A 21,743-nucleotide genomic window follows, 5' to 3' on the forward strand; every position below is an offset into this window, starting at 1 on the left:
ATGAAAGAAGACCTCCATGTTCAATAAGCATTCCGTCGAGATCGACTGGGGTGGACGCCCGCTCAAGCTGGAAACCGGCAAGATCGCCCGCCAGGCCGACGGCGCCGTCGTCGCCACCTACGGCGAGACCGTGGTGCTCGCCACCGTGGTCGCGGCGAAGGCGCCGCGCGAAGGCGTCGACTTCCTCCCGCTGACCGTCGACTATCAGGAGAAGACCTACGCTGCCGGCCGCATTCCCGGCGGCTATTTCAAGCGCGAGGGCCGTCCGACCGAGAAGGAGACGCTGGTCTCCCGCCTGATCGACCGTCCGATCCGTCCGCTGTTCGTCGACGGCTGGCGCAACGAGACCCAGGTGATCGCCACCGTGCTGTCGCACGACATGGAGAACGATCCGGATATCGTCGCGCTGGTGGCCTCGTCGGCTGCGCTGACCCTGTCCGGCGCGCCGTTCAAGGGCCCGATCGGCGCCGCCCGCGTCGGCTTCGCCAATGACGAATTCATCCTCAACCCGACGCTCGACGAGATGGTCGACACCCAGCTCGACCTCGTCGTCGCCGGCACCGCCGACGCCGTGCTGATGGTGGAATCGGAAGCCAAGGAACTGAACGAAGACATCATGCTCGGCGCCGTGATGTTCGGTCACCGCCACTTCCAGCCGGTCATCAACGCGATCATCGAGCTCGCAGAGAAGGCCGCCAAGGAGCCGCGCGAAGTCACCGTCATCGACAATTCGGCGCTCGAGAAGGAAATGCTCGGCCTCGTCGAGCAGGAGCTGCGCGCCGCCTACGCCATTCCGGTGAAGCAGGACCGCTACGCCGCGGTCGGCAAGGTCAAGGAAAAGGTGATCGCCCACTACTTCCCCGAAGGGCAGGAGCCGAAATACGACAAGCTGCGAGTCGCCGGCGTGTTCAAGGAGCTCGAAGCCAAGATCGTCCGCTGGAACATCCTGGACACCGGCAAGCGCATCGACGGCCGCGACAGCAAGACCGTGCGCAACATCGTCGCCGAAGTCGGCGTGCTGCCCCGCGCGCACGGCTCGGCGCTGTTCACCCGCGGTGAGACCCAGGCGATGGTCGTGACCACGCTCGGTACCGGCGAGGACGAGCAGTACATCGACGCGCTGTCGGGGACGTACAAGGAGACGTTCCTGCTGCACTACAACTTCCCGCCCTACTCGGTCGGCGAGACCGGCCGCCTCGGCGGTACCAAGCGCCGCGAGATCGGCCACGGCAAGCTCGCCTGGCGCGCGATCCATCCGGTGCTGCCGCCGCACCACGAGTTCCCCTACACCACGCGCGTGGTGTCGGAGATCACCGAGTCCAACGGCTCCTCGTCGATGGCGTCGGTCTGCGGCGCCTCGCTGGCGCTGATGGATGCCGGCGTGCCGCTGAAGCGGCCGACCGCGGGCATCGCCATGGGCCTGATCCTCGAAGATAAGCGCTATGCGGTTCTCTCGGACATCCTCGGTGACGAAGACCATCTCGGCGACATGGACTTCAAGGTGGCCGGCACCGAGCAGGGCATCACCTCGCTCCAGATGGACATCAAGATCGAGGGCATCACCGAAGAGATCATGAAGGTGGCGCTCGGCCAGGCCAAGGAAGGTCGCATCCATATCCTGGGTGAGATGTCCAAGGCACTGACTGCTGCGCGCGCCGAGCTCGGCGAATACGCACCGCGCATCGAGACCTTCAAGATCGCCACCGACAAGATCCGCGAAGTGATCGGCACCGGCGGCAAGGTGATCCGCGAGATCGTCGAGAAGACCGGCGCCAAGGTTAACATCGAGGACGACGGCACCGTCAAGGTCGCCTCCAGCGACGGCGAAGCCATGAAGGCCGCGATCAAGTGGATCAAGTCGATCGCGTCGGATCCGGAAGTCGGCCAGATCTATGACGGCACCGTCGTCAAGGTCATGGAGTTCGGCGCCTTCGTGAACTTCTTCGGCTCCAAGGACGGTCTCGTCCACATCAGCCAGCTCGCTTCGTCGCGCGTGCAGAAGACCTCCGACGTCGTCAAGGAAGGCGACAAGGTCAAGGTCAAGCTGCTCGGCTTCGACGACCGCGGCAAGACCCGCCTGTCGATGAAGGTGGTCGACCAGACCACCGGCGAGGACCTCGAAGGCAAGGATAAGGGCGAGGGCGAGAAGGCCCCGCGCGAAGCCGCCGGCGAGTAAGGTCTCGCGACAGTCCAGAAAACGAAGGGCGGCCGAAAGGCCGCCCTTTTTGTTGGCCGTTTGCGGCCGGCAGGATCGGATTGGCCATGCGCGATTCCGCCGCAGCGCCGGAGAGATCGGATCGAAACCCACGATGGTTGCTGTCGCGTATCTATCCTGTCCGCCGTGCGCTTCATCAGCGGATCGTCCCAGACAGGAGAACCACATGTCATCCCTATCCCGGCGCCGTCTCATGTTCGCTGCAACTGGCCTCGTCGCGGCGGCCGCTGCCCCACGCATGGCGTTTGCGCAGGCCGCGGCGGCGCCCGCAGGGCCGTTCAAGCTCGATCCGCTCGCCTATCCGGCGAATGCGCTGGAACCGCATATCGATGCCAAGACGATGGAAATCCATCATGACCGCCATCACCAGGCGTTCATCACCAACCTGAACAATTTCGCCAAGGACAATCCGCAGATCGCGGGAAAGCCGGTCGGCGAAGTTCTGGGCAACCTCGACGCTGTCCCGGACGCCATCCGCACCGGCGTCCGCAATAACATGGGCGGCCACGCCAACCACACCATGTTCTGGCAGATCATGGGACCGAACGGCGGCAAGCCGGACGGTGCCTTGCTCACCGCAATCGACGGCGATCTCGGAGGCATGGAGAAACTGCAGGCCGACTTCAACGCTGCCGGCGGCCGCGTGTTCGGCTCGGGCTGGGTGTTCGTGACCGTCAGCAAGGATGGCAAGCTCGCGATCGAGACGCGCCCCAACCAGGACAATCCGATGATGGACGGCAAGCGGGCGCTGCTCGGCAACGACATCTGGGAGCACGCCTACTACCTGAACTACCAGAACCGCCGCGCCGATTATCTCAAGGCATGGTGGAATATTGTGAACTGGAAGGTCGTGGGCGAGCGCTACGCCGCCGCAAAGGCCGGCACACTCGACGTGTGACAATCAGAGACAAAAAAGGGCGGCCTTTCGGCCGCCCTTTCGTCTATCGCTTGCTGACCGGACTCACGCCGCGATGTCGTAGCGGTCGAGGTTCATCACCTTGGTCCAGGCCTTGGCGAAGTCCTTGACGAACTTCTCCTTGGCGTCCGAGGTGGCATAGACCTCGGCGAAGGCCCGGAGCTGCGAGTGCGCGCCGAAGATCAGGTCGGAGCGCGTGCCGGTCCACTTCACCGCATTGGTCTTGCGGTCGCGCGCCTCATAGGTGCCGTCGGCCGCCGGTGTCCATTGCGCGCTCATGTCGAGCAGGTTGACGAAGAAGTCGTTGCTGAGCGTGCCCACCTTCGCGGTGAGAACGCCATGCTTCGACCCGTTGGCGTTGGCACCGAGCACCCGCAGGCCGCCGACCAGCACCGTCATTTCCGGACCGGTGAGTCTGAGAAGCTGCGCGCGATCGACCAGCGCCTCTTCTTCCTGCATGAACTGATGCCGCTTGCCGATGTAGTTGCGGAAGCCGTCCGCCCGCGGCTCGAGCGGTGCGAACGAGGCCGCATCGGTCTGCTCCTGCGATGCATCCATGCGGCCCGGCGTGAAGCCGACCTTGACGTCGACGCCGGCATCCTTTGCGGCCTTCTCGACCGCGGCGGTGCCGCCGAGCACGATGAGGTCCGCGAGCGAGACCTTCTTCGCGCCGGACGACGCGTTGAAGTCCTTCTGGATCGCTTCGAGCTTGCCGAGGACCTTGGAGAGCTGGGCCGGCTGGTTGACCTCCCAATCCTTCTGCGGGGCGAGCCGGATGCGCGCGCCGTTGGCTCCGCCGCGCTTGTCGGAGCCGCGGAACGTCGAGGCCGACGCCCAGGCGGTCGAAACCAGCTCGGAGACCGAGAGGCCCGACCCAAGGATCTTGGTCTTGAGCGCGGCGATATCCTGATCGCTGGCCAGCTCGTGATTCACCGCCGGAATCGGATCCTGCCAGATCAGCGTCTCCTTCGGGACCAGGGGACCGAGATAACGCTGGATGGGGCCCATGTCGCGATGGGTGAGCTTGAACCAGGCGCGGGCGAAGGCGTCCGCGAACTGATCGGGGTTCTCCAGGAAGCGGCGCGAGATCTTCTCATAGGCAGGATCGAAGCGCAGCGAGAGGTCGGTCGTCAGCATCGTCGGCCGATGCTTCTTCGACTTGTCGAAGGCATCGGGGATGATCGCGTCGGCGCCCTTGGCCGTCCACTGGTTCGCACCGCCCGGGCTCTTCGTCAGCTCCCATTCGAAATTGAACAGGTTCTCGAAGAAGTTGTTGCTCCACTTGGTCGGCGTCGTCGTCCAGGTCACTTCCAGGCCGCTGGTGATGGCATCGCCCGAGTGACCCGAGGCGTGCTTGCTCTTCCAGCCGAGGCCCTGATCTTCCAACGCGCCAGCTTCCGGCTCCGGACCGACCAGCGACGGGTCGCCCGCGCCATGGGTCTTGCCGAAGGAGTGGCCGCCGGCGATCAGCGCGACGGTTTCTTCGTCGTTCATCGCCATGCGGGCGAAGGTCTCGCGGATATCCTTGGCCGCAGCGACCGGATCGGGCTTGCCGTTCGGACCTTCCGGGTTGACGTAGATGAGACCCATCTGCACGGCGCCGAGCGGCTCGGCGAGCTGACGCTCACCGCTGTAGCGCTCATCGCCGAGCCACGTGCCTTCGGGGCCCCAATAGAGCTCTTCCGGCTCCCAGACATCGACGCGACCACCGGCAAAACCGAAGGTCTTGAAGCCCATCGATTCCAGCGCGACGTTGCCGGCGAGCACCATCAGATCGGCCCAGGAAAGCTTGCGGCCATATTTCTGCTTGATCGGCCAGAGCAGGCGGCGCGCCTTGTCGAGGTTGGCGTTGTCGGGCCAGCTGTTGAGCGGGGCGAAACGCTGTTGACCGGCGCCGGCGCCGCCGCGGCCGTCAGTGGTGCGATAGGTGCCCGCGCTGTGCCAGGCCATGCGGATCATCAGGCCGCCATAGTGACCGAAGTCGGCCGGCCACCATTCCTGCGAGTCCGTCATCAGCGCGGTCAGGTCCTTGATGACCGCGTTCAGGTCAAGCGACTTGAACTCCTTGGCGTAGTCGAAGTCCTTGTCCATCGGATCGGACTTGTCCGAGTTCTTGTGCAGGACCTCGATGTTGAGCTGGGTTGGCCACCAGTCGCGGTTCGTGCGCGTGGGTTTTCCGCCCGTGAACGGGCACTTCGACGTGTCATCCATGAATTACCTCCTCTGGTGGCGTCCGACGGCGCCCTTTGACCAGGTAGAACCACTCTAAGCATCGCCTCCTATCAGGTAAAGTTGACTTTAGTGATCGCTGCGATAGGATTTTCTGATGATGAACCTGACGCTGCGCCAACTCCGCTATTTCGATGCGCTGGCGCGCCACGGCCATTTCGGTCGCGCGGCCGAGTCCTGCTCGATCTCGCAGCCGGCGTTGTCGATGCAGATCAAGGAGTTGGAGGAAACCCTCGGCGGCCTACTGCTGGAGCGCAGCGCGCGGCAGGTTGCCCTGACCCGGTTCGGCGAGGAGCTCGCGCAACGCGTCCGCGACATCTTGCGCTCGGTCGATGAGCTCGGCGATTTCGCGCGGGCGTCACAAGACCGTTTCGCCGGCCGCCTGCGCATCGGCATGATCCCGACGATTGCACCCTACCTCCTGCCCAAGATCACCAAGAACCTCACGCGCATGCATCCGGAGCTCGACATCCGCGTGCGTGAGACCATGACTCCGCGGCTGATTCAGGAGCTCGTCGAGGGCCGGCTCGACACCGCCATCGTGGCGCTGCCGGTGTCCGAGCCTTCGCTCACCGAGGTCGCGCTGTTCGAGGAGAAGTTCTTGCTGGTGCGGCCGGGCTCGGACGAAGGAACGCCGGTGCCGTCGCGCGAGATGATGCGGGAGATGCGGCTGTTACTGCTCGAAGAGGGCCACTGCTTCCGCGACCAGGCGCTCTCCTTCTGCAACATGCAAGCGGCGCCGCCGCGCGAGATGCTGGACGCCAATTCGCTCTCGACGCTGGTCCAGATGGTCAGTGCCGGCATCGGCGTCACGCTGATCCCGGAGATGGCGGTGCCGGTGGAGACACGGTCGGCCTCGGTCTCGCTGTCGCGCTTCCGCGATCCCGAGCCATCGCGCACCATCGGCATGGTCTGGCGCAAGACCAGCCCGCTGGCGCGGCAATTGCTGCAGATCTCCGAGGTGGTGTGCCTGTCGGCCGGCAAGGCGCGCCCACGCCAGGCCGCGCGCAACCAACGGGATTGAGCGAATGTCACAACCCGTCATCCGTTCCGCCCGCCCGGACGAATATGATGAGGTCGGCCGCGTCTGGATGGAGAGCTGGGTCTCGACCGGACTTGGCGAGGCGAGCGATTTCCTGCTGGCAAACTTACGTGCGCGCATCAGGCGCGAGATCGAGAACGGCTGGAGCCTGTTCGTTGCCGACGACCACGGCACGATCGCGGCCATGCTGGCGCTGCATCTGCCAAAGCTCTATCTCGACATGCTGTTCGTCGCACCCGACTATCAGGGCCAATCGCTCGGACGAAAGCTGCTTGCCTTCACGCGCACGCAAATGCCGGATGAAATGTATTTGCGCTGCGTGCGCGAAAACGAAAAGGCCTGGCGCTGGTACGAGCGCGAAGGGTTTGTGTACGAGAAGGAAGAGGTCGAGCCGTCGAACGGATTCATGATGAAGTATTATGGGTGGAAGCGGCCGCGACCGGCGGAATAGGCAGCGATCCTTCTGCTACAGCTTGCGGTTGTCACCGTCCTAATCTAGGGTGGCGTGATCGATATTCTCCCGCTGCTGATGCCCTGGAATCCATGATTCGATTTGCTGCTTCCGCGATCGTTTTGCTGTCTTCTCTAGCTCTGGCAGCAGCCCAAACTCCTCCTGCAACCACCACGCCTCCCTCAAAGCCGACCGTCAAAAAATCGGCGACGAAGCCGAAAGCTGCGGCAGTCAAACCGGCCGAGCAGATGAACAGCGGTCCGTGCCGTCTCGGCGTAATCTCGGTCATCGGCGAGAATTACTCCGTACAGAAGTTCGGCGTGACAATCTTCGAGGCGGAAGCAAAAGAGGTTCCGATCGACTGGGGCCTCGATGATCTCGTTTTCGCGCGCGTGCGCGCCGCAACGAACAACGATTCCTCGATACGCAGGATCGCTTATCCCAAGGGCGCTTTCGATCCCTTCTATCATGCGAAGGCGATCTTCATCCCGGACCCCAAAGAGACTCTGCCGGTGATCGTGAAGGGGTTCACCGCGAATGTGAATTGCGATCGCTATCTGGTCGCAACTACATACAAGTCGAAGCTGCCGAACTCAAACATGACGCTGAACGGCATCGGCACCTACAATCAGGGGCTCGGCAACATCATCCGACACTCGCACCTATTCGCCAATGTTGCGATCACGCTGATTGACGGCCGCAGCTACGAGCAGATCAAGCGCCCCCTTACGGACATCGGCGCGAACCTCGCCGCAAATATGCGTCTGTTTGAAGACCCGATCACCAAGCTCGACAACTCACTGTTTCCCGATCCGCCCGAGACAGCTTCGACCAATGCGGCGTTGCGCGAGAGAACGCGTGCGCTCGTCGTAGAAAGGCTCGACCGGAACCTCCCCGGCTATCTGAAGGAAGAGTAAGCGCCTTTGCCGACACGACGCGCCAAAGGATCAAGTTTGGCTGCGCCCGCGAACACAGCCGCATTCAGCATCATCGCCCGGCTGCTCGTCATTACGATCATCCTGTGGTGTTTTTCAACTCAGGCGCGGGCACAAGCCCAACCGGAGACGGCACAACCAACCGTCAAAAAAGCCAATGGCAAGTTAACCACGCCGCGTGAAGCGACGGGCAAGCCTGCTTCCGTGGCCGGCGGCTCGTGCGACTTCGGTGTGGTCGTTACCACCGGCGATGAGTTCGCCGTGCAGACGACCGGCCTGACCATATTTCAGAACAGGAAGACGGTGGTCCCGATCCCAGGCTGGGGACTGAGCGATCTGATCTTTGCGCGGACTCGCGCCGCGGTCCCTGCCGGCGCGTCCGTTCTGAGAATCCCCTACAACTCGGCGAAATTTCCACCCCGCGATGAGTCCAAGGACACGTTGAAAGACAGGCTATTCCGCGATCCTAATGCGGAGCTGGCCGGATACATGCGCGAGGCCGTGAAAGGAACGAATTGCCGACACTACATCCAGATCCTCAATGCAATCAGTCCGATCGGGTCATCAAGCTATACGGTCCGCGGCTTTGGCATCCTCAACCAGGATGTGGTGCTCGGGCGTCGCATCTTTCTCCACGCCCTGGCGTTTATCCGTATCTTTGACGGGCGCGACTTTGCCATCGTCAGACAGAGCTCTGCGCTGATCAACCTGGATCATTCGCTGGCGGTGCAGAGGTTTTTGGGCAAGCTCGTCGGCGGCCCTTATCGCGAGTTGCCCGCAGAATCGTTTCCAACGCGCCCTGAAGATGCCGCCTCCAATCCGGCACTGCGCGACGGCGTGCGCGCCATGCTGGCGGAAAGCCTCGACAAGACGTTGCCGCTTTTGCTTGGACGTCGACCCGCAGCACGCCCAAGCGACATTGAGCAACGTTGACCTATATGTTGTTCATGCCGCTTGCTTCCACCCAGGCGTCGTGCGTTGCGAGTGCGCCGCAAACGCGGCATGAATTGCGTGCTGTTCGCCTCTCGCCCCCGAAAGGTTCCACGCCATGATCAAGCTTTATTGGTCGCCCCGCTCGCGCTCGTTCACGACGCTCTGGCTGATGGAAGAGAGCGGCTTGCCCTATGAGCGCGTGCTGACCGACATCTCGACTGGCGCGCAGAAGGCGCCGGAGTTTCTCAAGGTCAACCCGATGGGCAAGGTGCCGGCGCTGACCGACGGCGAAGCGGCGCTCGGCGAGGCCGCCGCGATCTGCGCCTACATTGCCGATTGCTATCCCGAGGCCAGGCTCGCGCCTGCGGTGACCGACCCGCGCCGTGCGCGCTATCTGCAATGGCTGTTCTTCTCGCCGGGCTGCATCGAGCCGGCCATCATCCAGATCTTCACCAAGATCGACATCCCGACCTCCACCGCAGCGTGGGGCAGCGCAAGGCAAGTGTTCGACGTGCTCGAAGCCGCGCTCGAGAAGGGGCCGTGGATTCTCGGCGAGGAATTTTCCGCGGCCGACATCACTGTCGGCTCGGGCCTGAACTTCGCGGTGCGGCTGTTCAAGATGGTGCCGCCGCGTCCGGCCTTCGACGCCTATCTCGCGCGCTGCATGGCGCGCCCGGCATTCCAGCGCGCGGAGAAGATCGCGGCGGGTTAGTCCTGCGTCTTCAAATCGTCCGGCCTCGGCATCAGGATGACGTTGTAGCCGGAATCGACATAGTGGATCTCGCCGGTGACGCCGCCGGACAGGTCCGACAGCAGATACAGCGCCGAGCCGCCGAGCTCGTCGAGCGTGACGCCGCGGCGCAGCGGCGCATGCCTCTGCATGTAGGCGAACATCGCGCGCGCCTCACCGATGCCGGAGCCGGCGAGCGTGCGGATGGGACCTGCGGAGATCGCGTTGACGCGGATGCCGCGCGGACCTAAATCGGAGGCGAGATAGCGCACGGAGGCTTCCAGCGCCGCCTTGGCCACGCCCATCACGTTGTAGTTCGGCATCGCGCGTTCCGACGCGCCGAAGGTCAGCGTGATCATGCTGCCGCCCTCCGTCATCAGCTCGGCGGCACGTTTTGCGACTTCCGTGAACGAGAAGCAGGAGATCACCATGGTGCGCGAAAAATTCTCGCGGCTGGTGTCGGCATAGCGGCCCTTCAGCTCGTTCTTGTCGGCGAAGCCGATCGCGTGGATCACGAAGTCGAGCTTGCCCCACTTGTCGCGGAGCGCGGCGAAGGTCGCATCGACGCTGGCGATGTCCTCGACGTCGCACGGCAGCACCAGATCGACACCGAGCTGCTCCGCCAGCGGCTTGACGCGCTTGCCCAGGGCCTCGCCCTGGAAGGTGAAGGCGAGCTCCGCACCGTGGGCATGCAGCGTCTTCGCCATGCCCCAGGCGATCGAATGATCATTGGCGATGCCCATGATCAGACCGCGCTTGCCTTTCATCAAACCTTCCATCTCGCGATTACTCTCCGCTGTCCGTCATGCCCGGGCTCGTCCCGGGCATCCACGTTTGTCCGCAACCGGTAGCAAAGACGTGGATGGCCGGGACGAGCCCGGCCATGACGAAAAACTACCGATGCGTACGCAAGGCCTCACGCATCCAGCCGGCTGAACACCAGAGTGGCGTTGGTGCCGCCGAAGCCGAAGGAGTTCGACAGCACGGTGCCGATCTTGACGTTGTCGATGCGCTTGCGCACGATCGGCATGTCGGCGAACACGGGATCGAGCTCCTGGATGTGCGCGCTCTCGCAGATGAAGCCGTTGTTCATCATCAGCAGCGAATAGATCGCCTCCTGCACGCCGGTCGCGCCCAGGGAGTGGCCGGTCAGCGCCTTGGTCGCGGAGATCGGCGGGCACTTCTCGCCGACGCCGAACACCTTTCGGATCGCCTCGATCTCCGGCGGATCGCCGGCGGGCGTCGAGGTCGCGTGCGGGTTGATGTAGTCGACCTTGGTCTTCACCGTCGACATCGCCATGCGCATGCAGCGCTCGGCACCTTCACCCGACGGCGCCACCATGTCGTGGCCGTCCGAGGTCGCGCCATAGCCGACGATCTCGCCATAGATGCGCGCACCGCGCGCCTTGGCATGCTCGAGCTCTTCCAGCACCAGCACGCCGGCGCCGCCGGCAATGACGAAGCCGTCGCGATTGACGTCGTAGGGACGGGAGGCGGTGGCGGGCGTATCGTTGTACTTCGAGGACATCGCGCCCATGGCGTCGAACAGCACCGACAGGGACCAGTCCAGCTCCTCGCAACCGCCGGCGAAGATGATGTCCTGCTTACCGATCTGGATCGTCTCATAGGCGTTGCCGACGCAATGGTTCGACGTCGCGCAGGCCGACGAGATCGAATAGTTCACGCCCTTGATCTTGAACCAGGTCGCGAGCGTCGCGGAGGCCGTCGACGACATCGCCTTCGGCACTGCAAACGGGCCGACGCGTTTCGGTCCCTTTGAGCGGGTGATGTCTGCGGATTCGACGATGGTGCGCGCCGAGGGCCCGCCGGAGCCCATGATGATGCCGGTGCGGATGTTGGAAACCTCGTCGGGCGACAGGCCGGAATCCTGGATCGCCTGCTCCATCGCGACGTGATTCCACGCGGCACCCTGGCCGAGGAAACGCATCGCGCGGCGGTCGACCACCGTTGCGGGATCGAGCGAAGGTTCGCCGGCGACCTGCGAACGAAAGCCGAGCTCGGCATATTTCTCAGCCCGCGAAATGCCCGACTTCGCCTCGTGAAGGCTCGCAAGCACTTCCTGGGTGTTGTTTCCGATGGACGAGACGATGCCCATTCCGGTGACCACAACCCGCCTCATGTCAGCCTCGCCTCATCGTTGTCTTCTTGGATAATGCGCTCAGCCCAGGCTCGTGCCCTGCTTGAACAGGCCGACCTTCAGATCCTTGGCGCGATAAATAATCTGGTCATCGACCGAAAGCCACCCGTCGGCGATACCGAGCACCAGCTTTGCCCGCATCACGCGTTTGATATCGACGTTGTACACAACCTTGCGGGCTTCGGTCAGCACCTGACCACTGAATTTCAGCTCGTTCAAGCCGAGCGCGCGGCCGCGACCTTCGCCGCCGATCCAGCCGAGATAAAAGCCGACCATCTGCCAGAGCGCGTCGAGGCCGAGGCAGCCGGGCATCACCGGATCGTTCTTGAAGTGACAGCCGAAGAACCAGAGGTCGGGCTTCACGTCCAGCTCGGCGCGAACCACCCCCTTGCCGAACTCGCCGCCTTTGTCGTTAATTTCCGTGATGCGGTCGAACATCAGCATGGGTGGCAGCGGCAGCTGGGCATTGCCCGGACCGAACATCTCCCCGCGGGCACATGCCAGCAAATCTTCGTATTCGTAACCGTTGCGCCTGTTCAGCATGCACGAGCCTCTATTCAATCCGATTGAGCGACGTTTTTTGGCGAAAATGGGTCCCGTCTCAATCGGTGAGCAACGCCAATTGCTACCGTCAAATGCTGCTCCCGCAAGCCCCGAATGGACTGCGGACCGGGCCACGATGCCCGGCTGCGCCAAAATCGGCTAGGCGGAACCGCGCGCTCTCTAACACAGGCTATTCAGGTGGCAAAGCGCGTCCATGAGGGTAAAATGACGGCTTCCTTGCCCAGTTCCAAGCCTGATTAGAACCTCTCTAGTTGCGAGAAACTTGCATCTGCATCTTTCTGTTCTTATATTGCAAAGAGATATTGTTCACGCGTGCCCGAAATCTGGAAATGAGCGAGAATACAGCGCCCTATCACGACGACGACGTCCACGCTGCGGCCCTCCTGTCCGGGCGCCAGCCGGCGCTGACGGGTTGCCCGTGGCATGACGTCAATGAAATGCTCCAGTCCGCGGGGCTTCGTCCGACGCGCCAGCGCATGGCGCTCGGCTGGCTCCTGTTCGGCAAGGGCGCACGCCACCTCACGGCTGAAATGCTCTACGAGGAAGCGACCCTGGCCAAGGTTCCGGTGTCGCTGGCGACCGTCTACAACACGCTGAACCAGCTCACCGATGCCGGTCTGCTCCGCCAGGTCAGCGTCGACGGCACCAAGACCTATTTCGACACCAACGTCACCACCCACCACCACTATTACCTCGAGAACAGCCACGAGCTGGTCGACATCGAGGATCCGCATCTGGCGCTGTCCAAGATGCCGGAGGTGCCGGAGGGTTACGAGATCTCGCGCATCGACATGGTCGTGCGCCTGCGCAAGAAGCGCTGAAGTCGCCTTAGGATCGAACTCAGATCGTCATGGCCGGGCTTGTCCCGGCCATCGTCATTTGGACCGTCATTCCGGGCGGTGCGCAGCACCGAACTATTGTGCGCGTTAGCCCACCAGAGAATCTCGAGATCTCGGATTCGATGCTTCGCATCGCTCCGGGATGACCCTTCGGGTCAATTCACCTTCTCGTCCGAATAGACGCCCCAGAGGCGCTCCTGCTGGATCCAGCCTTCAAAGCCGTTGCCGGCGACGTAGCACCAGCTTGCAGTGCACTTCTTCACCTGCGTGACGACACCGGCCTGGAGCTTGGCCGCAACTGCGCTGTCGAGATCGGGACGGTCGTAGATCGGCGCGAGGTCGTCCTTATGCTTCATGGTGACGACCGCGGTGCGGCGGCCCGATAGCAGCGAGTGATAGACCCAGCCCTCGGCACCTTCGGAATCGCGCACCCGGCGCCAATTCTCGAACTCGGCGGTGATTTCGACCGGCAGGCCGGCGCGGGTATAGACCCAGGCCACGTCGTTGTCCTTGGTCGGACCGGCGCGAACGTTGACGTGATCCGATTTGAGGCTGACATAGCGCGGCACCGGCAGGCCGCTGGCGCTCTGGGTCGTGTTGTCCTTCGCCGAATGCGAGGGGCTGACCGAGGCGCTCAAAAAGGTGCAAACGAGCGCCATCACCGAACAAAAACGCCCCAACGCCATCAACCGTCTCCTGTCGAAGACCCGGCTCGCCGGACCCTCACCCCAAATTCCAAACCCCTGCCGCGTCAGCCCTGTCCCGCCCCACGCGGGTGTTCCCAAGCCAGGTCCGAAGCCCGAACCCGTGGTTCTTGTCTTGGCCCGGCCTTCTGCTAGAGAGGACGGACGCTAGAACAACCAGTTTGCCCCGATTTTCCGGCCCGGAATTGTCGGGAGAGCTTGAAGGAAACGCCGGGGACGACACGGCAAGGGCAGTGTCGAACAACCGGGTTAATGAGGCCTGAACGGCCGGCCTTTGGCGACAAAGGCGGCTTGCGGTGCTTCATGAGAGCAGGACATGTCGGTGAAGAAAAAGCCCCTCGTCGTGGTGACGCGCAAGCTGCCGGATTCGATCGAGACGCGGATGCGCGAGCTGTTCGACGCGCGGATCAATCTCGACGACACCCCGATGTCGGCCGAGCAGATCCTCGAGGCCGCGCGCACCGCCGACGTGCTGGTCCCCACCGTGACCGACCACATCAGTGCCGAGGTCGTCAATCAGCCCGACTGCAAGCTCCGCCTGATCGCCAATTTCGGCAACGGCGTCGACAATATCGACGTCGCGGCCGCGCATGCCCGCGGCATCACCGTCACCAACACGCCGAAAGTCCTGACCGAAGACACCGCCGACATGACCATGGCGCTGATCCTCGCGGTGCCCAGGCGGATGATCGAAGGCGCCTCGATCCTGACGGACGGAAAACCCTGGGCGGGCTGGTCGCCGACCTGGATGCTCGGCCACCGCATCGGCGGCAAGCGGCTCGGCATCATCGGCATGGGCCGCATCGGCCAGGCGGTGGCGCGCCGCGCCCGCGCCTTCGGCCTGCAGATCCACTATCACAACCGCCGCCCCGTCGCCCCCGTCATCGCCGAGGAGCTCGGCGCGACCTATTGGGAAAGCCTCGACCAAATGCTGGCGCGGATGGACATCATCTCGGTGAACTGTCCGCACACGCCGGCGACCTATCACCTGCTGTCGGCGCGGCGGCTGAAGCTGATCCGCAAGGACGCCTACATCGTCAACACCGCGCGCGGCGAAGTCACCGACGAGGACACGCTGATCAAGCTGATCGAAGGCGGCGAGATCGGTGGCGCCGGGCTCGACGTCTACGAGCACGAGCCCGCGGTCAATCCGAAGCTGGTACGGCTCGCCAAGGCCGGCAAGGTCACGCTGCTGCCGCATATGGGCTCGGCCACGATCGAAGGCCGCGTCGAGATGGGCGAGAAGGTGATCATCAACATCCGCACCTTCCTCGACGCGCACAAGCCGCCGGATCGCGTGCTGCCGAGCATGCTTTGAGTTTTACCTGCGAGACAAGGCTTCCGTCCTCATCCTGAGGAGCCGCGAAGCGGCGTCTCGAAGGATGGCCACGGGCGAGATCCGGGCCTGCATGGTTCGAGGCGCGCGTTCCGCGCTCCTCACCATGAGGATCTAAGACCGAAGTCCATTTCGCTTGCGCCAGTCTGCGACGAACTCAATGAACGCGCGCAGCGCCGGCGGCGTCTGCCGTCGACTCGGATAGTACAGGAACGGTCCTGGAAACGGCTCGCACCAGTCTTCCATCAAGCTGACCAGTGCACCGGACTTCAGGGCCTCGTGCACATAACCATCCATCGTTGCCCAGATGCCGACGCCATCCAGCGCGGCGCGCATGGCGAGGTTCATGTTGGTCGAGATCAACTTCGCCGGCGGATCGACCTTCACGATCTGGCCAGCCTTCTCGAACTCGAGATCGTGCATGACGCCGCTGGAGTAGCGCGGGCGGATGCAATCGTGCTCCAGCAAATCCTTCGGATGTTTCGGCCTGCCCCGCCGCGCGATGTAGTCGGGCGATGCAACAACGACATAGTGCTGCGGGCCGCTCAGCGGGATCGCCACCATGTCCTGTGCGAGATGCTCGCCATAGCGCACGCCGGCGTCGTAACCGGCGCTGACGATGTCGACGAACCCGCTCTCGGAGACGATGTCGAGATCGACTTGCGGATGCGCTTGCAGGAAAGGCCCGACCATCGGCGCCAGCACCAGATCGACCGCCGGCGGCGGTGCGTTGATGCGCAGGCGACCCGCGGCGACCTCGCGCAGGCCCCGGACCTGGTCCAGGGCGTCGCCGACATCGCGCAAAGCCGGCGCCACCCGCGACAGTAATAGTTCGCCCGCCTCGGTCAGGGCGACGCTGCGGGTGGTGCGGTTCATCAGGCGGACACCAAGGCGCTCCTCCAGGTCCCGCAGACGCTGGCTAAGGATCGATACCGACACGCGAATTTCGACCGCCGCGCGCCGGAAATTGCGGGTGCGGGCCACCGCCACGAAGACATCGAGATCGCGCAGGTCAGGCTCGGCCATTGTTCGCCAATGTGAACAAGGCATTCCAGATTGTCCAGCTTATCCATGCAATCAAGCGGGCGCATATTTGGCCTCGTCACGCGGCGCAGTGGGCCGCCTTTTCGAGGAGAAGCCATCATGGAACAGCGCAAACTCGGTTCGACCGGCCCCACCGTCTCAGCCCTTGGCCTCGGCTGCATGGCCATGTCGGACGCCTATGGCCCGGCCGATCGCGGCGAAAGCATCGCGACGGTGCAGGCGGCGATCGATGGCGGCATCACGCTGATCGATACCGGCGACTTCTACGCCATGGGCCACAATGAGATGCTGGTCCGCGAGGCGCTGAGGGTTGTGCCGCGCGACAAGGTTCAGCTCAGCGTCAAGTACGGCGCGCTGCGCGGCCCGGCCGGCGAATTCGCGGGAATGGACACGAGGCCCGCCGCGACCAAAAACTTCCTTGCGTATTCGCTGCAACGGCTCGGCACGGACTATCTCGACATCTACCGTCCGGCGCGGCTCGATCCGAGCGTGCCGATCGAGGAGACAATCGGCGGCCTCGCCGATCTCGTGAAGGCCGGCTATGTCAGGCATATCGGCCTGTCCGAGGTGGGCTCCGACACCATCCGCCGCGCGCACGCCGTGCATCCGATCGCCGATCTCCAGATCGAATATTCGCTGATCGAGCGCGGCATCGAGCGCGATATCCTGAAGACCTGCCGCGAGCTCGGCATCGGCATCACCGCCTATGGCGTGCTCGCGCGCGGGCTGATCAGCGGGCACTGGACCAGGGACAGCGGCAAGGCCGGCAGGGACTACCGACTGATGACACCGCGCTTCCAGGGCGCAAATCTCGACGCCAATCTCGCGCTGGCGGACTCCCTGCGTGCGATCGCAACCGAAATCGGTGCAACGGCGGCGCAAGTTGCGATTGCCTGGGTCGCGGCGCAGGGCAAGCAGATCGTGCCGCTGGTCGGCGCAAGAACCCGCATCCGCCTCACCGAAGCGCTCGGCGTGACCAAGGTCACGCTGACACAGGCTCACCTGGCGGCGCTGGCCAAGGCTTTCCCGCCAAACGTTGCTGCGGGCACGCGCTATGCAGCCGAGCAGATGGCGCATCTCGACAGCGAGAAGTAACGGCCGCGGTCAGGTGCGATGGACGCTGAGGTCGGTGATCACAGGCCCATCGCCGTTGAGCGGATTGGCGGGATCGCGCGAATAGCGCAGTGTCTCGAAGCGCATCGCGCGCGCATCGATCATCAGAAGGCGGCCGACGAGGCCGTCGCCGAAGCCGACGATCTCGCGGATCGCCTCCAGCGCCATCATCGAGCCGAGCACGCCGGCGAGCGCGCCCATGACGCCGGCCTCCGCACAGGCCGGCACCGTGCCGGGCGGTGGCGCCTCCGGAAAAAGGCAGCGATAGGTCGGATTGAATTCGCGCGCTTCGTTCGTCTCATGCGCGCGGATGGTGGTGAGCGAACCGTCGAAGGTGCCGAGCGCCGCCGTGATCAGAGGCCGCTTCGCGAAGAAGCAGGCGTCCGAGACCAGATAGCGCGTCGAGAAATTGTCGGAGCCGTCGAGCACGAGATCGTAGTCGCCGATCAGGTTGAGCGCATTGTCGACGTTGAGCCAGGTGGCATGTCCGACGAAGCGAACATGCGGATTGAGCGCCGCAATCCGCTCGGCCGCGCTCTCGACCTTGTGCCGGCCGATGTCGGGCGTCGTATGGATCACCTGACGCTGCAGATTGGACAGCGACACCACGTCGTCATCGACCACGCCGAGCGTGCCGACGCCGGCCGCGGCCAGATACATCAAAGCGGGCGCGCCGAGCCCGCCGGCGCCGATCACCAGCACCGAGGCCCGTTTCAGCGCTGCCTGGCCGGGACCGCCGACATCGCGCAGGACGATATGGCGGGCATAGCGTTCGAGTTCGTCCGGGCTCAGCATCGTCGTACGCCTCTCCTAACACGCCCTTGCTCTCTCCCATCATGGTGAGGAGCGTGGAACGCGCGTCTCGAACCATGCAGGCCCCGATCTCGCCCGCTGCCATCCTTCGAGACGCGGCCAAGAGGCCGCTCCTCAGGATGAGGGCCTGTTTGCTTGGCCCGGCCTCGGGCCTGAACCACCGCTACATTGTTCGCGACCAACGAGATGTGCTTCAATGGCATGCTTTTCAATGTTTTGGCGTTCAATGGGCTGGCAGGATTTGTCATGAGATCGATGCTTGCGGCAACACTGATGTTCGCGACCGCCACGGGCGCGCAGGCACAGATGACGACGTCCCAAGTGCCCGGCACCACCCCAAAAACGGTGCAGACCGTTCCGGTCAAGCCACCGGCGACACAGACGCCGTCGGCAACGGCCGATGCCATGACCAAGCCAGAGCGGCTCTCGCTCCAGTCCGACCTCGCCTGGGTCGGCCAATATAACGGTGCCATCACCGGCGATGTCAGCGAGCGCATGGTCAGCGCCATCAAGGAGTACCAGAAGGCCAAGGGCGGCAAGCCGACCGGCGTGCTCAATCCGCAGGAGCGCGCCGCGCTCGCCGAGACGGCCCGCAAGAAGCAGGAGAGCGTCGGCTGGAAGATCGTGACCGAGCCGACCAGCGGCGCACGGCTCGGCATTCCCGGCAAGCTGGTGCCGCAGCAGGCAAGCGACGCCAACGGATCGAAATGGACGTCGCCGACAGGAACGGTGCAGGTGGTTCTCAGCCGCCGCAAGGAGGTGAACCCGACCTCGGCCAAGCTTGCCGATCTCGAGAAGGAGCCGTCCGGGCGCAAGGTCGATTACACCGTGGTGAAGCCGGACTTCTTCGTGCTGTCGGGATTGCAGGGCCAGAAGAAGTTTTACGTCCGCGGCACGTTCAAGGGCGACGAAGTCCGCACCATGACGATCCTCTACGATCAGGCAACCGAGAATACGGTCGAGCCGGTGGTGATCGCGATGTCGAGCGCCTTCACTGCGTTCCCGCTGGGACCGCAGGCCGGACCGCCGCCGCGCAAAACCGTCGAATACGGCACCGGCGTCGTCGTCAGCGACGACGGCGCGATCGTCACCGACCGCCTCCTCGCCGATGGCTGCCTCGCGATCACGATCGGCGGCTACGGCAATGCCGATCGCGTCGCCGAAAGCAAGGAGCACGATCTCGCGCTGCTGCGCATCTACGGCGCACGCGGCCTGAGGCCGCTCAGCCTTGCCGGCGGCGCAGCGAGCTCGACGATCGACGTCATCGGCATTGCCGATCCACAAAGCCAGGGCGGCGCAGCCGGCGTGTCGGGCCTCAAGGCGACGCTGGCGCCGGTGACGCCCGGCAATGCCGCGCTGTCGCCGCCGCCCCCGGTCGGCTTCTCCGGCAGCCCGGCGATCGACGCCGACGGCAAGTTCGCAGGGATCGCGCTATTGAAGCCGGCGATGGTCGCAGGGCCCGCGACGGTGCCGGCCTCACAGGCGCTGATGGTCTCGGGTGAGACCGTGCGCAATTTCCTCAAGGCGAACGCCGTCACTGCCAACGGCACGTCGAGCGATGCGAAAGCCGCCGTCGTCCGCGTGATCTGCGTGCGGAAATAGGGCGCTGCAAGCATCTCTCTTCCCGTGTCCCGGACGCGCTGCAGCGCTTGCGCTGCTGCGCTGAGCCGGGACCCATGTCGCCAACAGTCGCGCTCTTGGCTTTCTGGGCCCCGGCTCTGCAGCGCACCGCTTCGCGCTGCGCTTTGTCCGGGGCACGAGATCAACGGGTCGGCCCACATCCATCTCACGTACCTCTACGGGTCCAGTATTGGTACGGATTAGCTGGCATTCCCTATTCCGCCATTATCGTTGCTGTTGATTCGGACCACCGCGATCCCCTTTGGATCGGGCCGGCACGTCCTGAGCGAGAAGAGCTCAGCATCGAGATCGATGCACGTTCGCGTGGCGTTTTCCTGACCCAAGCACTCCAAAGGATTGACCTTCAATGCACACGATCGTACTGGCCACCCAAAAGGGCGGCAGCGGCAAGAGCACGCTCGCCATCGGCCTCGCGCTGGCCGCCAAGCAGGCCGGCTTCACGGTTCGCCTGATCGAGACCGACCCGCAGGGCACCTTGTCGAGCTGGCAGCGCCGCCGCAGCACCGATGATCTCGTGGTCGAGCCGATCTATCACGCCGCCGACATCGCGCCGCGACTGAAAATGCTGGCCGACAGCGGCCTCCAACTCGCGATCGTCGACACCGCGGCCGGTCTCAGCGCCGCCACCACCGCGGCAATCCGTCATTCCGACCTTTGCCTGATCCCGGCCCGCCCGAGCCTCGCCGACATCGAGGCGACCGTCTCGACGCTCAGCGTCGCGCGGGCCTGGAAGCGGCCTTACAGCTTCGTGCTGAACCAGACGCCGATCCGCGGCCAGCGCATCGACAACGCCGCCAACACCCTCGCCGAGGAAGCCGCGCTCGATCTTTCCGACGTGCTCGCGCGGCCGCTGATCGTCATGCGCAACGATCACCAGGACTCGCTCGCGAACGGCCTCGCGGTGAGCGAATTCGCGCCGAACGGCAAGTCAGCAGACGAGATCCGCGGCCTCTGGCGCTGGATCGAAAACCGCCTCGAGCTCGAAGCCACGACCAGCGTCCTGATCGACCAGATCATGTCGGCGGCCGATGGCATGCTGCATGCGGCCACCGAGCTCTCGGCTGACGAGACCACGACACTGGCGTCCTGAGCGGGGCGATCGCTCAGGCGACAGCCGGCCTTCACCATCCGGAAGGACCTCAGCGACGAAGCAATCCGGTCACCAGTCCGGTCGGATCGCTTCGCGCACGCCCCCCACTCACTTCTGACATTTCGGACACCAGAAGGTCGACCGGCCATTTTGCGTGAACCGCTTGACCGTGCCGCCGCAGCGCGGCGTCGTGCAGGTCTCGCCTTCGCGGTCATAGACCTTGAAGGAATGCTGGAAATAGCCGAGCTCGCCCGAGGTCTGGCGATGGTCGCGCAGGCTGGAGCCGCCGGCCTTGATCGCATCGTTCAGCACGGTGTGGATCGCGCCGACCAATCGCTTGGCGTGATCGGTCGGCTCGCCCTTCTTCGTTGACAAGGTCGCCGCGATCCGGCGCGGCGACAGATGCGAGCGATGCAGCGCCTCGCAGACATAGATGTTGCCGAGCCCGGCCACCACGCGCTGGTCGAGCAGCGCCGCCTTCAGGCTCGTGGTCTTGCCGGCGCAGGACCGCGCCAGCATCGCGGCGTCGAACTCGTTGCCGAGCGGCTCGGGACCGAGCCCGCGCAACAGCGGCTCTTCGTCGAGCGCATTGCGCGCGATCACCTTCATGTAACCGAAGCGGCGTGGATCGTTGAAGACGATGTCGGCGCCGGAGGACATCCGAAACAGCACATGGTCGTGCGCGGAATCCTTGCCCTTCGGATAATGAAACTCGCCGGGCTGCGCGTCGTTGTCCGGCTTGATGACGCGGAACGAGCCCGACATGCCCAGATGCATCAGCAGCACGTCGCCGGAGGCGAGATCGGCCATGAGATATTTTGCCCGCCGTCCGAGCCCGGTGACGACCTGCCCCTTGAGCCGCGCCACGAAATCCGGCTGGAACGGAAAGCGCAGATCCGGCCGGCGGGCCTCCGCGACCAGGATTTTCGCACCCTCCATGACGGGCTGAAGGCCACGGCGGACGGTCTCGACTTCGGGCAATTCAGGCAT

20 protein-coding genes are annotated in these 21,743 nt (G+C 64.2%); 12 read left to right on the forward strand and 8 right to left on the reverse strand.

All coding sequences use genetic code 11. The features are described from left to right. Positions 1 to 16 precede the first annotated feature (16 nt). Positions 17 to 2,176: a polyribonucleotide nucleotidyltransferase gene (gene pnp, locus LPJ38_RS03605; RefSeq protein ID WP_145630510.1), complete on the forward strand. Its 2,160-nt coding sequence runs from the start codon at positions 17 to 19 to the stop codon at positions 2,174 to 2,176. A gap of 205 nt (positions 2,177 to 2,381) precedes the next feature. Then, complete coding sequence (locus LPJ38_RS03610; RefSeq protein WP_145630509.1) at positions 2,382 to 3,113, forward strand: superoxide dismutase; 732 nt, start codon at positions 2,382 to 2,384, stop codon at positions 3,111 to 3,113. A gap of 63 nt (positions 3,114 to 3,176) precedes the next feature. On the opposite strand, the gene katG is transcribed toward LPJ38_RS03610, so the two are convergent. Beyond that, positions 3,177 to 5,342: a catalase/peroxidase HPI gene (katG, locus tag LPJ38_RS03615; protein ID WP_145630508.1), complete on the reverse strand. Its 2,166-nt coding sequence runs from the start codon at positions 5,340 to 5,342 to the stop codon at positions 3,177 to 3,179. 115 nt (positions 5,343 to 5,457) lie between these two features. Between katG and LPJ38_RS03620 the strand changes: the two genes are divergently transcribed. From LPJ38_RS03620 to LPJ38_RS03640, 5 genes are all read left to right on the forward strand, one after another. Further along, entirely contained in the window at positions 5,458 to 6,384 is a 927-nt protein-coding gene (locus LPJ38_RS03620) for a hydrogen peroxide-inducible genes activator (protein WP_145630507.1), read from the forward strand. A 4-nt stretch (positions 6,385 to 6,388) separates the two neighbouring features. Continuing rightward, the gene (locus tag LPJ38_RS03625; protein WP_145630506.1) at positions 6,389 to 6,853 is read left to right on the forward strand and encodes a GNAT family N-acetyltransferase; all 465 of its coding nucleotides are present in this window, start codon (positions 6,389 to 6,391) and stop codon (positions 6,851 to 6,853) included. 92 nt (positions 6,854 to 6,945) lie between these two features. After that, entirely contained in the window at positions 6,946 to 7,770 is an 825-nt protein-coding gene (locus LPJ38_RS03630) for a hypothetical protein (RefSeq protein ID WP_145630505.1), read from the forward strand. Positions 7,771 to 7,806: 36 nt separating this feature from the next. Further along, positions 7,807 to 8,721, forward strand: coding sequence for a hypothetical protein (locus LPJ38_RS03635; protein WP_145630504.1), 915 nt, complete (start codon positions 7,807 to 7,809; stop codon positions 8,719 to 8,721). 115 nt (positions 8,722 to 8,836) lie between these two features. Continuing rightward, positions 8,837 to 9,433, forward strand: coding sequence for a glutathione S-transferase family protein (locus LPJ38_RS03640; RefSeq protein WP_145630503.1), 597 nt, complete (start codon positions 8,837 to 8,839; stop codon positions 9,431 to 9,433). Here LPJ38_RS03640 and fabI read toward each other — a convergent pair. From fabI to fabA, 3 genes are all read right to left on the reverse strand, one after another. Beyond that, a complete protein-coding gene (gene fabI, locus LPJ38_RS03645) occupies positions 9,430 to 10,230 on the reverse strand; it encodes an enoyl-ACP reductase FabI (protein ID WP_145630502.1) in 801 nt (266 codons plus the stop codon). The genes LPJ38_RS03640 and fabI overlap by 4 nt on opposite strands. A 137-nt stretch (positions 10,231 to 10,367) precedes the next feature. Further along, entirely contained in the window at positions 10,368 to 11,591 is a 1,224-nt protein-coding gene (fabB, locus tag LPJ38_RS03650; RefSeq protein ID WP_145630501.1) for a beta-ketoacyl-ACP synthase I, read from the reverse strand. A gap of 39 nt (positions 11,592 to 11,630) precedes the next feature. Continuing rightward, positions 11,631 to 12,152: a bifunctional 3-hydroxydecanoyl-ACP dehydratase/trans-2-decenoyl-ACP isomerase gene (fabA, locus tag LPJ38_RS03655; RefSeq protein WP_008540104.1), complete on the reverse strand. Its 522-nt coding sequence runs from the start codon at positions 12,150 to 12,152 to the stop codon at positions 11,631 to 11,633. A 350-nt stretch (positions 12,153 to 12,502) separates the two neighbouring features. On the opposite strand from fabA, the gene irrA reads away from it, so the two are divergent. Continuing rightward, the gene (gene irrA, locus LPJ38_RS03660; protein WP_145630500.1) at positions 12,503 to 12,994 is read left to right on the forward strand and encodes an iron response transcriptional regulator IrrA; all 492 of its coding nucleotides are present in this window, start codon (positions 12,503 to 12,505) and stop codon (positions 12,992 to 12,994) included. A gap of 173 nt (positions 12,995 to 13,167) precedes the next feature. Here irrA and LPJ38_RS03665 read toward each other — a convergent pair whose 3' ends face one another. After that, entirely contained in the window at positions 13,168 to 13,698 is a 531-nt protein-coding gene (locus LPJ38_RS03665) for an SH3 domain-containing protein (RefSeq protein WP_145630499.1), read from the reverse strand. A 334-nt stretch (positions 13,699 to 14,032) separates the two neighbouring features. Between LPJ38_RS03665 and LPJ38_RS03670 the strand changes: the two genes are divergently transcribed. Beyond that, positions 14,033 to 15,034 (forward strand): 2-hydroxyacid dehydrogenase, encoded by a 1,002-nt coding sequence (locus tag LPJ38_RS03670; RefSeq protein ID WP_145630498.1) that lies wholly within the window; start codon positions 14,033 to 14,035, stop codon positions 15,032 to 15,034. Between the two features lie 132 nt (positions 15,035 to 15,166). Here the strand turns inward: LPJ38_RS03670 and LPJ38_RS03675 are convergent, their stop codons facing one another. Next, positions 15,167 to 16,078 (reverse strand): LysR family transcriptional regulator, encoded by a 912-nt coding sequence (locus tag LPJ38_RS03675; RefSeq protein ID WP_145630497.1) that lies wholly within the window; start codon positions 16,076 to 16,078, stop codon positions 15,167 to 15,169. Between the two features lie 117 nt (positions 16,079 to 16,195). Between LPJ38_RS03675 and LPJ38_RS03680 the strand changes: the two genes are divergently transcribed. Continuing rightward, complete coding sequence (locus LPJ38_RS03680; RefSeq protein ID WP_145630496.1) at positions 16,196 to 17,191, forward strand: aldo/keto reductase; 996 nt, start codon at positions 16,196 to 16,198, stop codon at positions 17,189 to 17,191. Between the two features lie 9 nt (positions 17,192 to 17,200). Here the strand turns inward: LPJ38_RS03680 and LPJ38_RS03685 are convergent, their stop codons facing one another. Then, the gene (locus LPJ38_RS03685) at positions 17,201 to 18,004 is read right to left on the reverse strand and encodes a HesA/MoeB/ThiF family protein (protein WP_145630495.1); all 804 of its coding nucleotides are present in this window, start codon (positions 18,002 to 18,004) and stop codon (positions 17,201 to 17,203) included. 264 nt (positions 18,005 to 18,268) lie between these two features. Here LPJ38_RS03685 and LPJ38_RS03690 point away from each other — a divergent pair, with 264 nt between their 5' ends. Further along, positions 18,269 to 19,624 (forward strand): serine protease, encoded by a 1,356-nt coding sequence (locus tag LPJ38_RS03690; protein ID WP_167520351.1) that lies wholly within the window; start codon positions 18,269 to 18,271, stop codon positions 19,622 to 19,624. A 385-nt stretch (positions 19,625 to 20,009) separates the two neighbouring features. Beyond that, positions 20,010 to 20,753: a ParA family protein gene (locus tag LPJ38_RS03695; RefSeq protein WP_145630494.1), complete on the forward strand. Its 744-nt coding sequence runs from the start codon at positions 20,010 to 20,012 to the stop codon at positions 20,751 to 20,753. Positions 20,754 to 20,861: 108 nt separating this feature from the next. Here the strand turns inward: LPJ38_RS03695 and mutM are convergent, their stop codons facing one another. Then, positions 20,862 to 21,743, reverse strand: coding sequence for a bifunctional DNA-formamidopyrimidine glycosylase/DNA-(apurinic or apyrimidinic site) lyase (gene mutM, locus LPJ38_RS03700; protein ID WP_145630493.1), 882 nt, complete (start codon positions 21,741 to 21,743; stop codon positions 20,862 to 20,864).

This window comes from Bradyrhizobium daqingense (assembly GCF_021044685.1).
GTDB classification, from domain to species: Bacteria; Pseudomonadota; Alphaproteobacteria; order Rhizobiales; family Xanthobacteraceae; genus Bradyrhizobium; species Bradyrhizobium daqingense.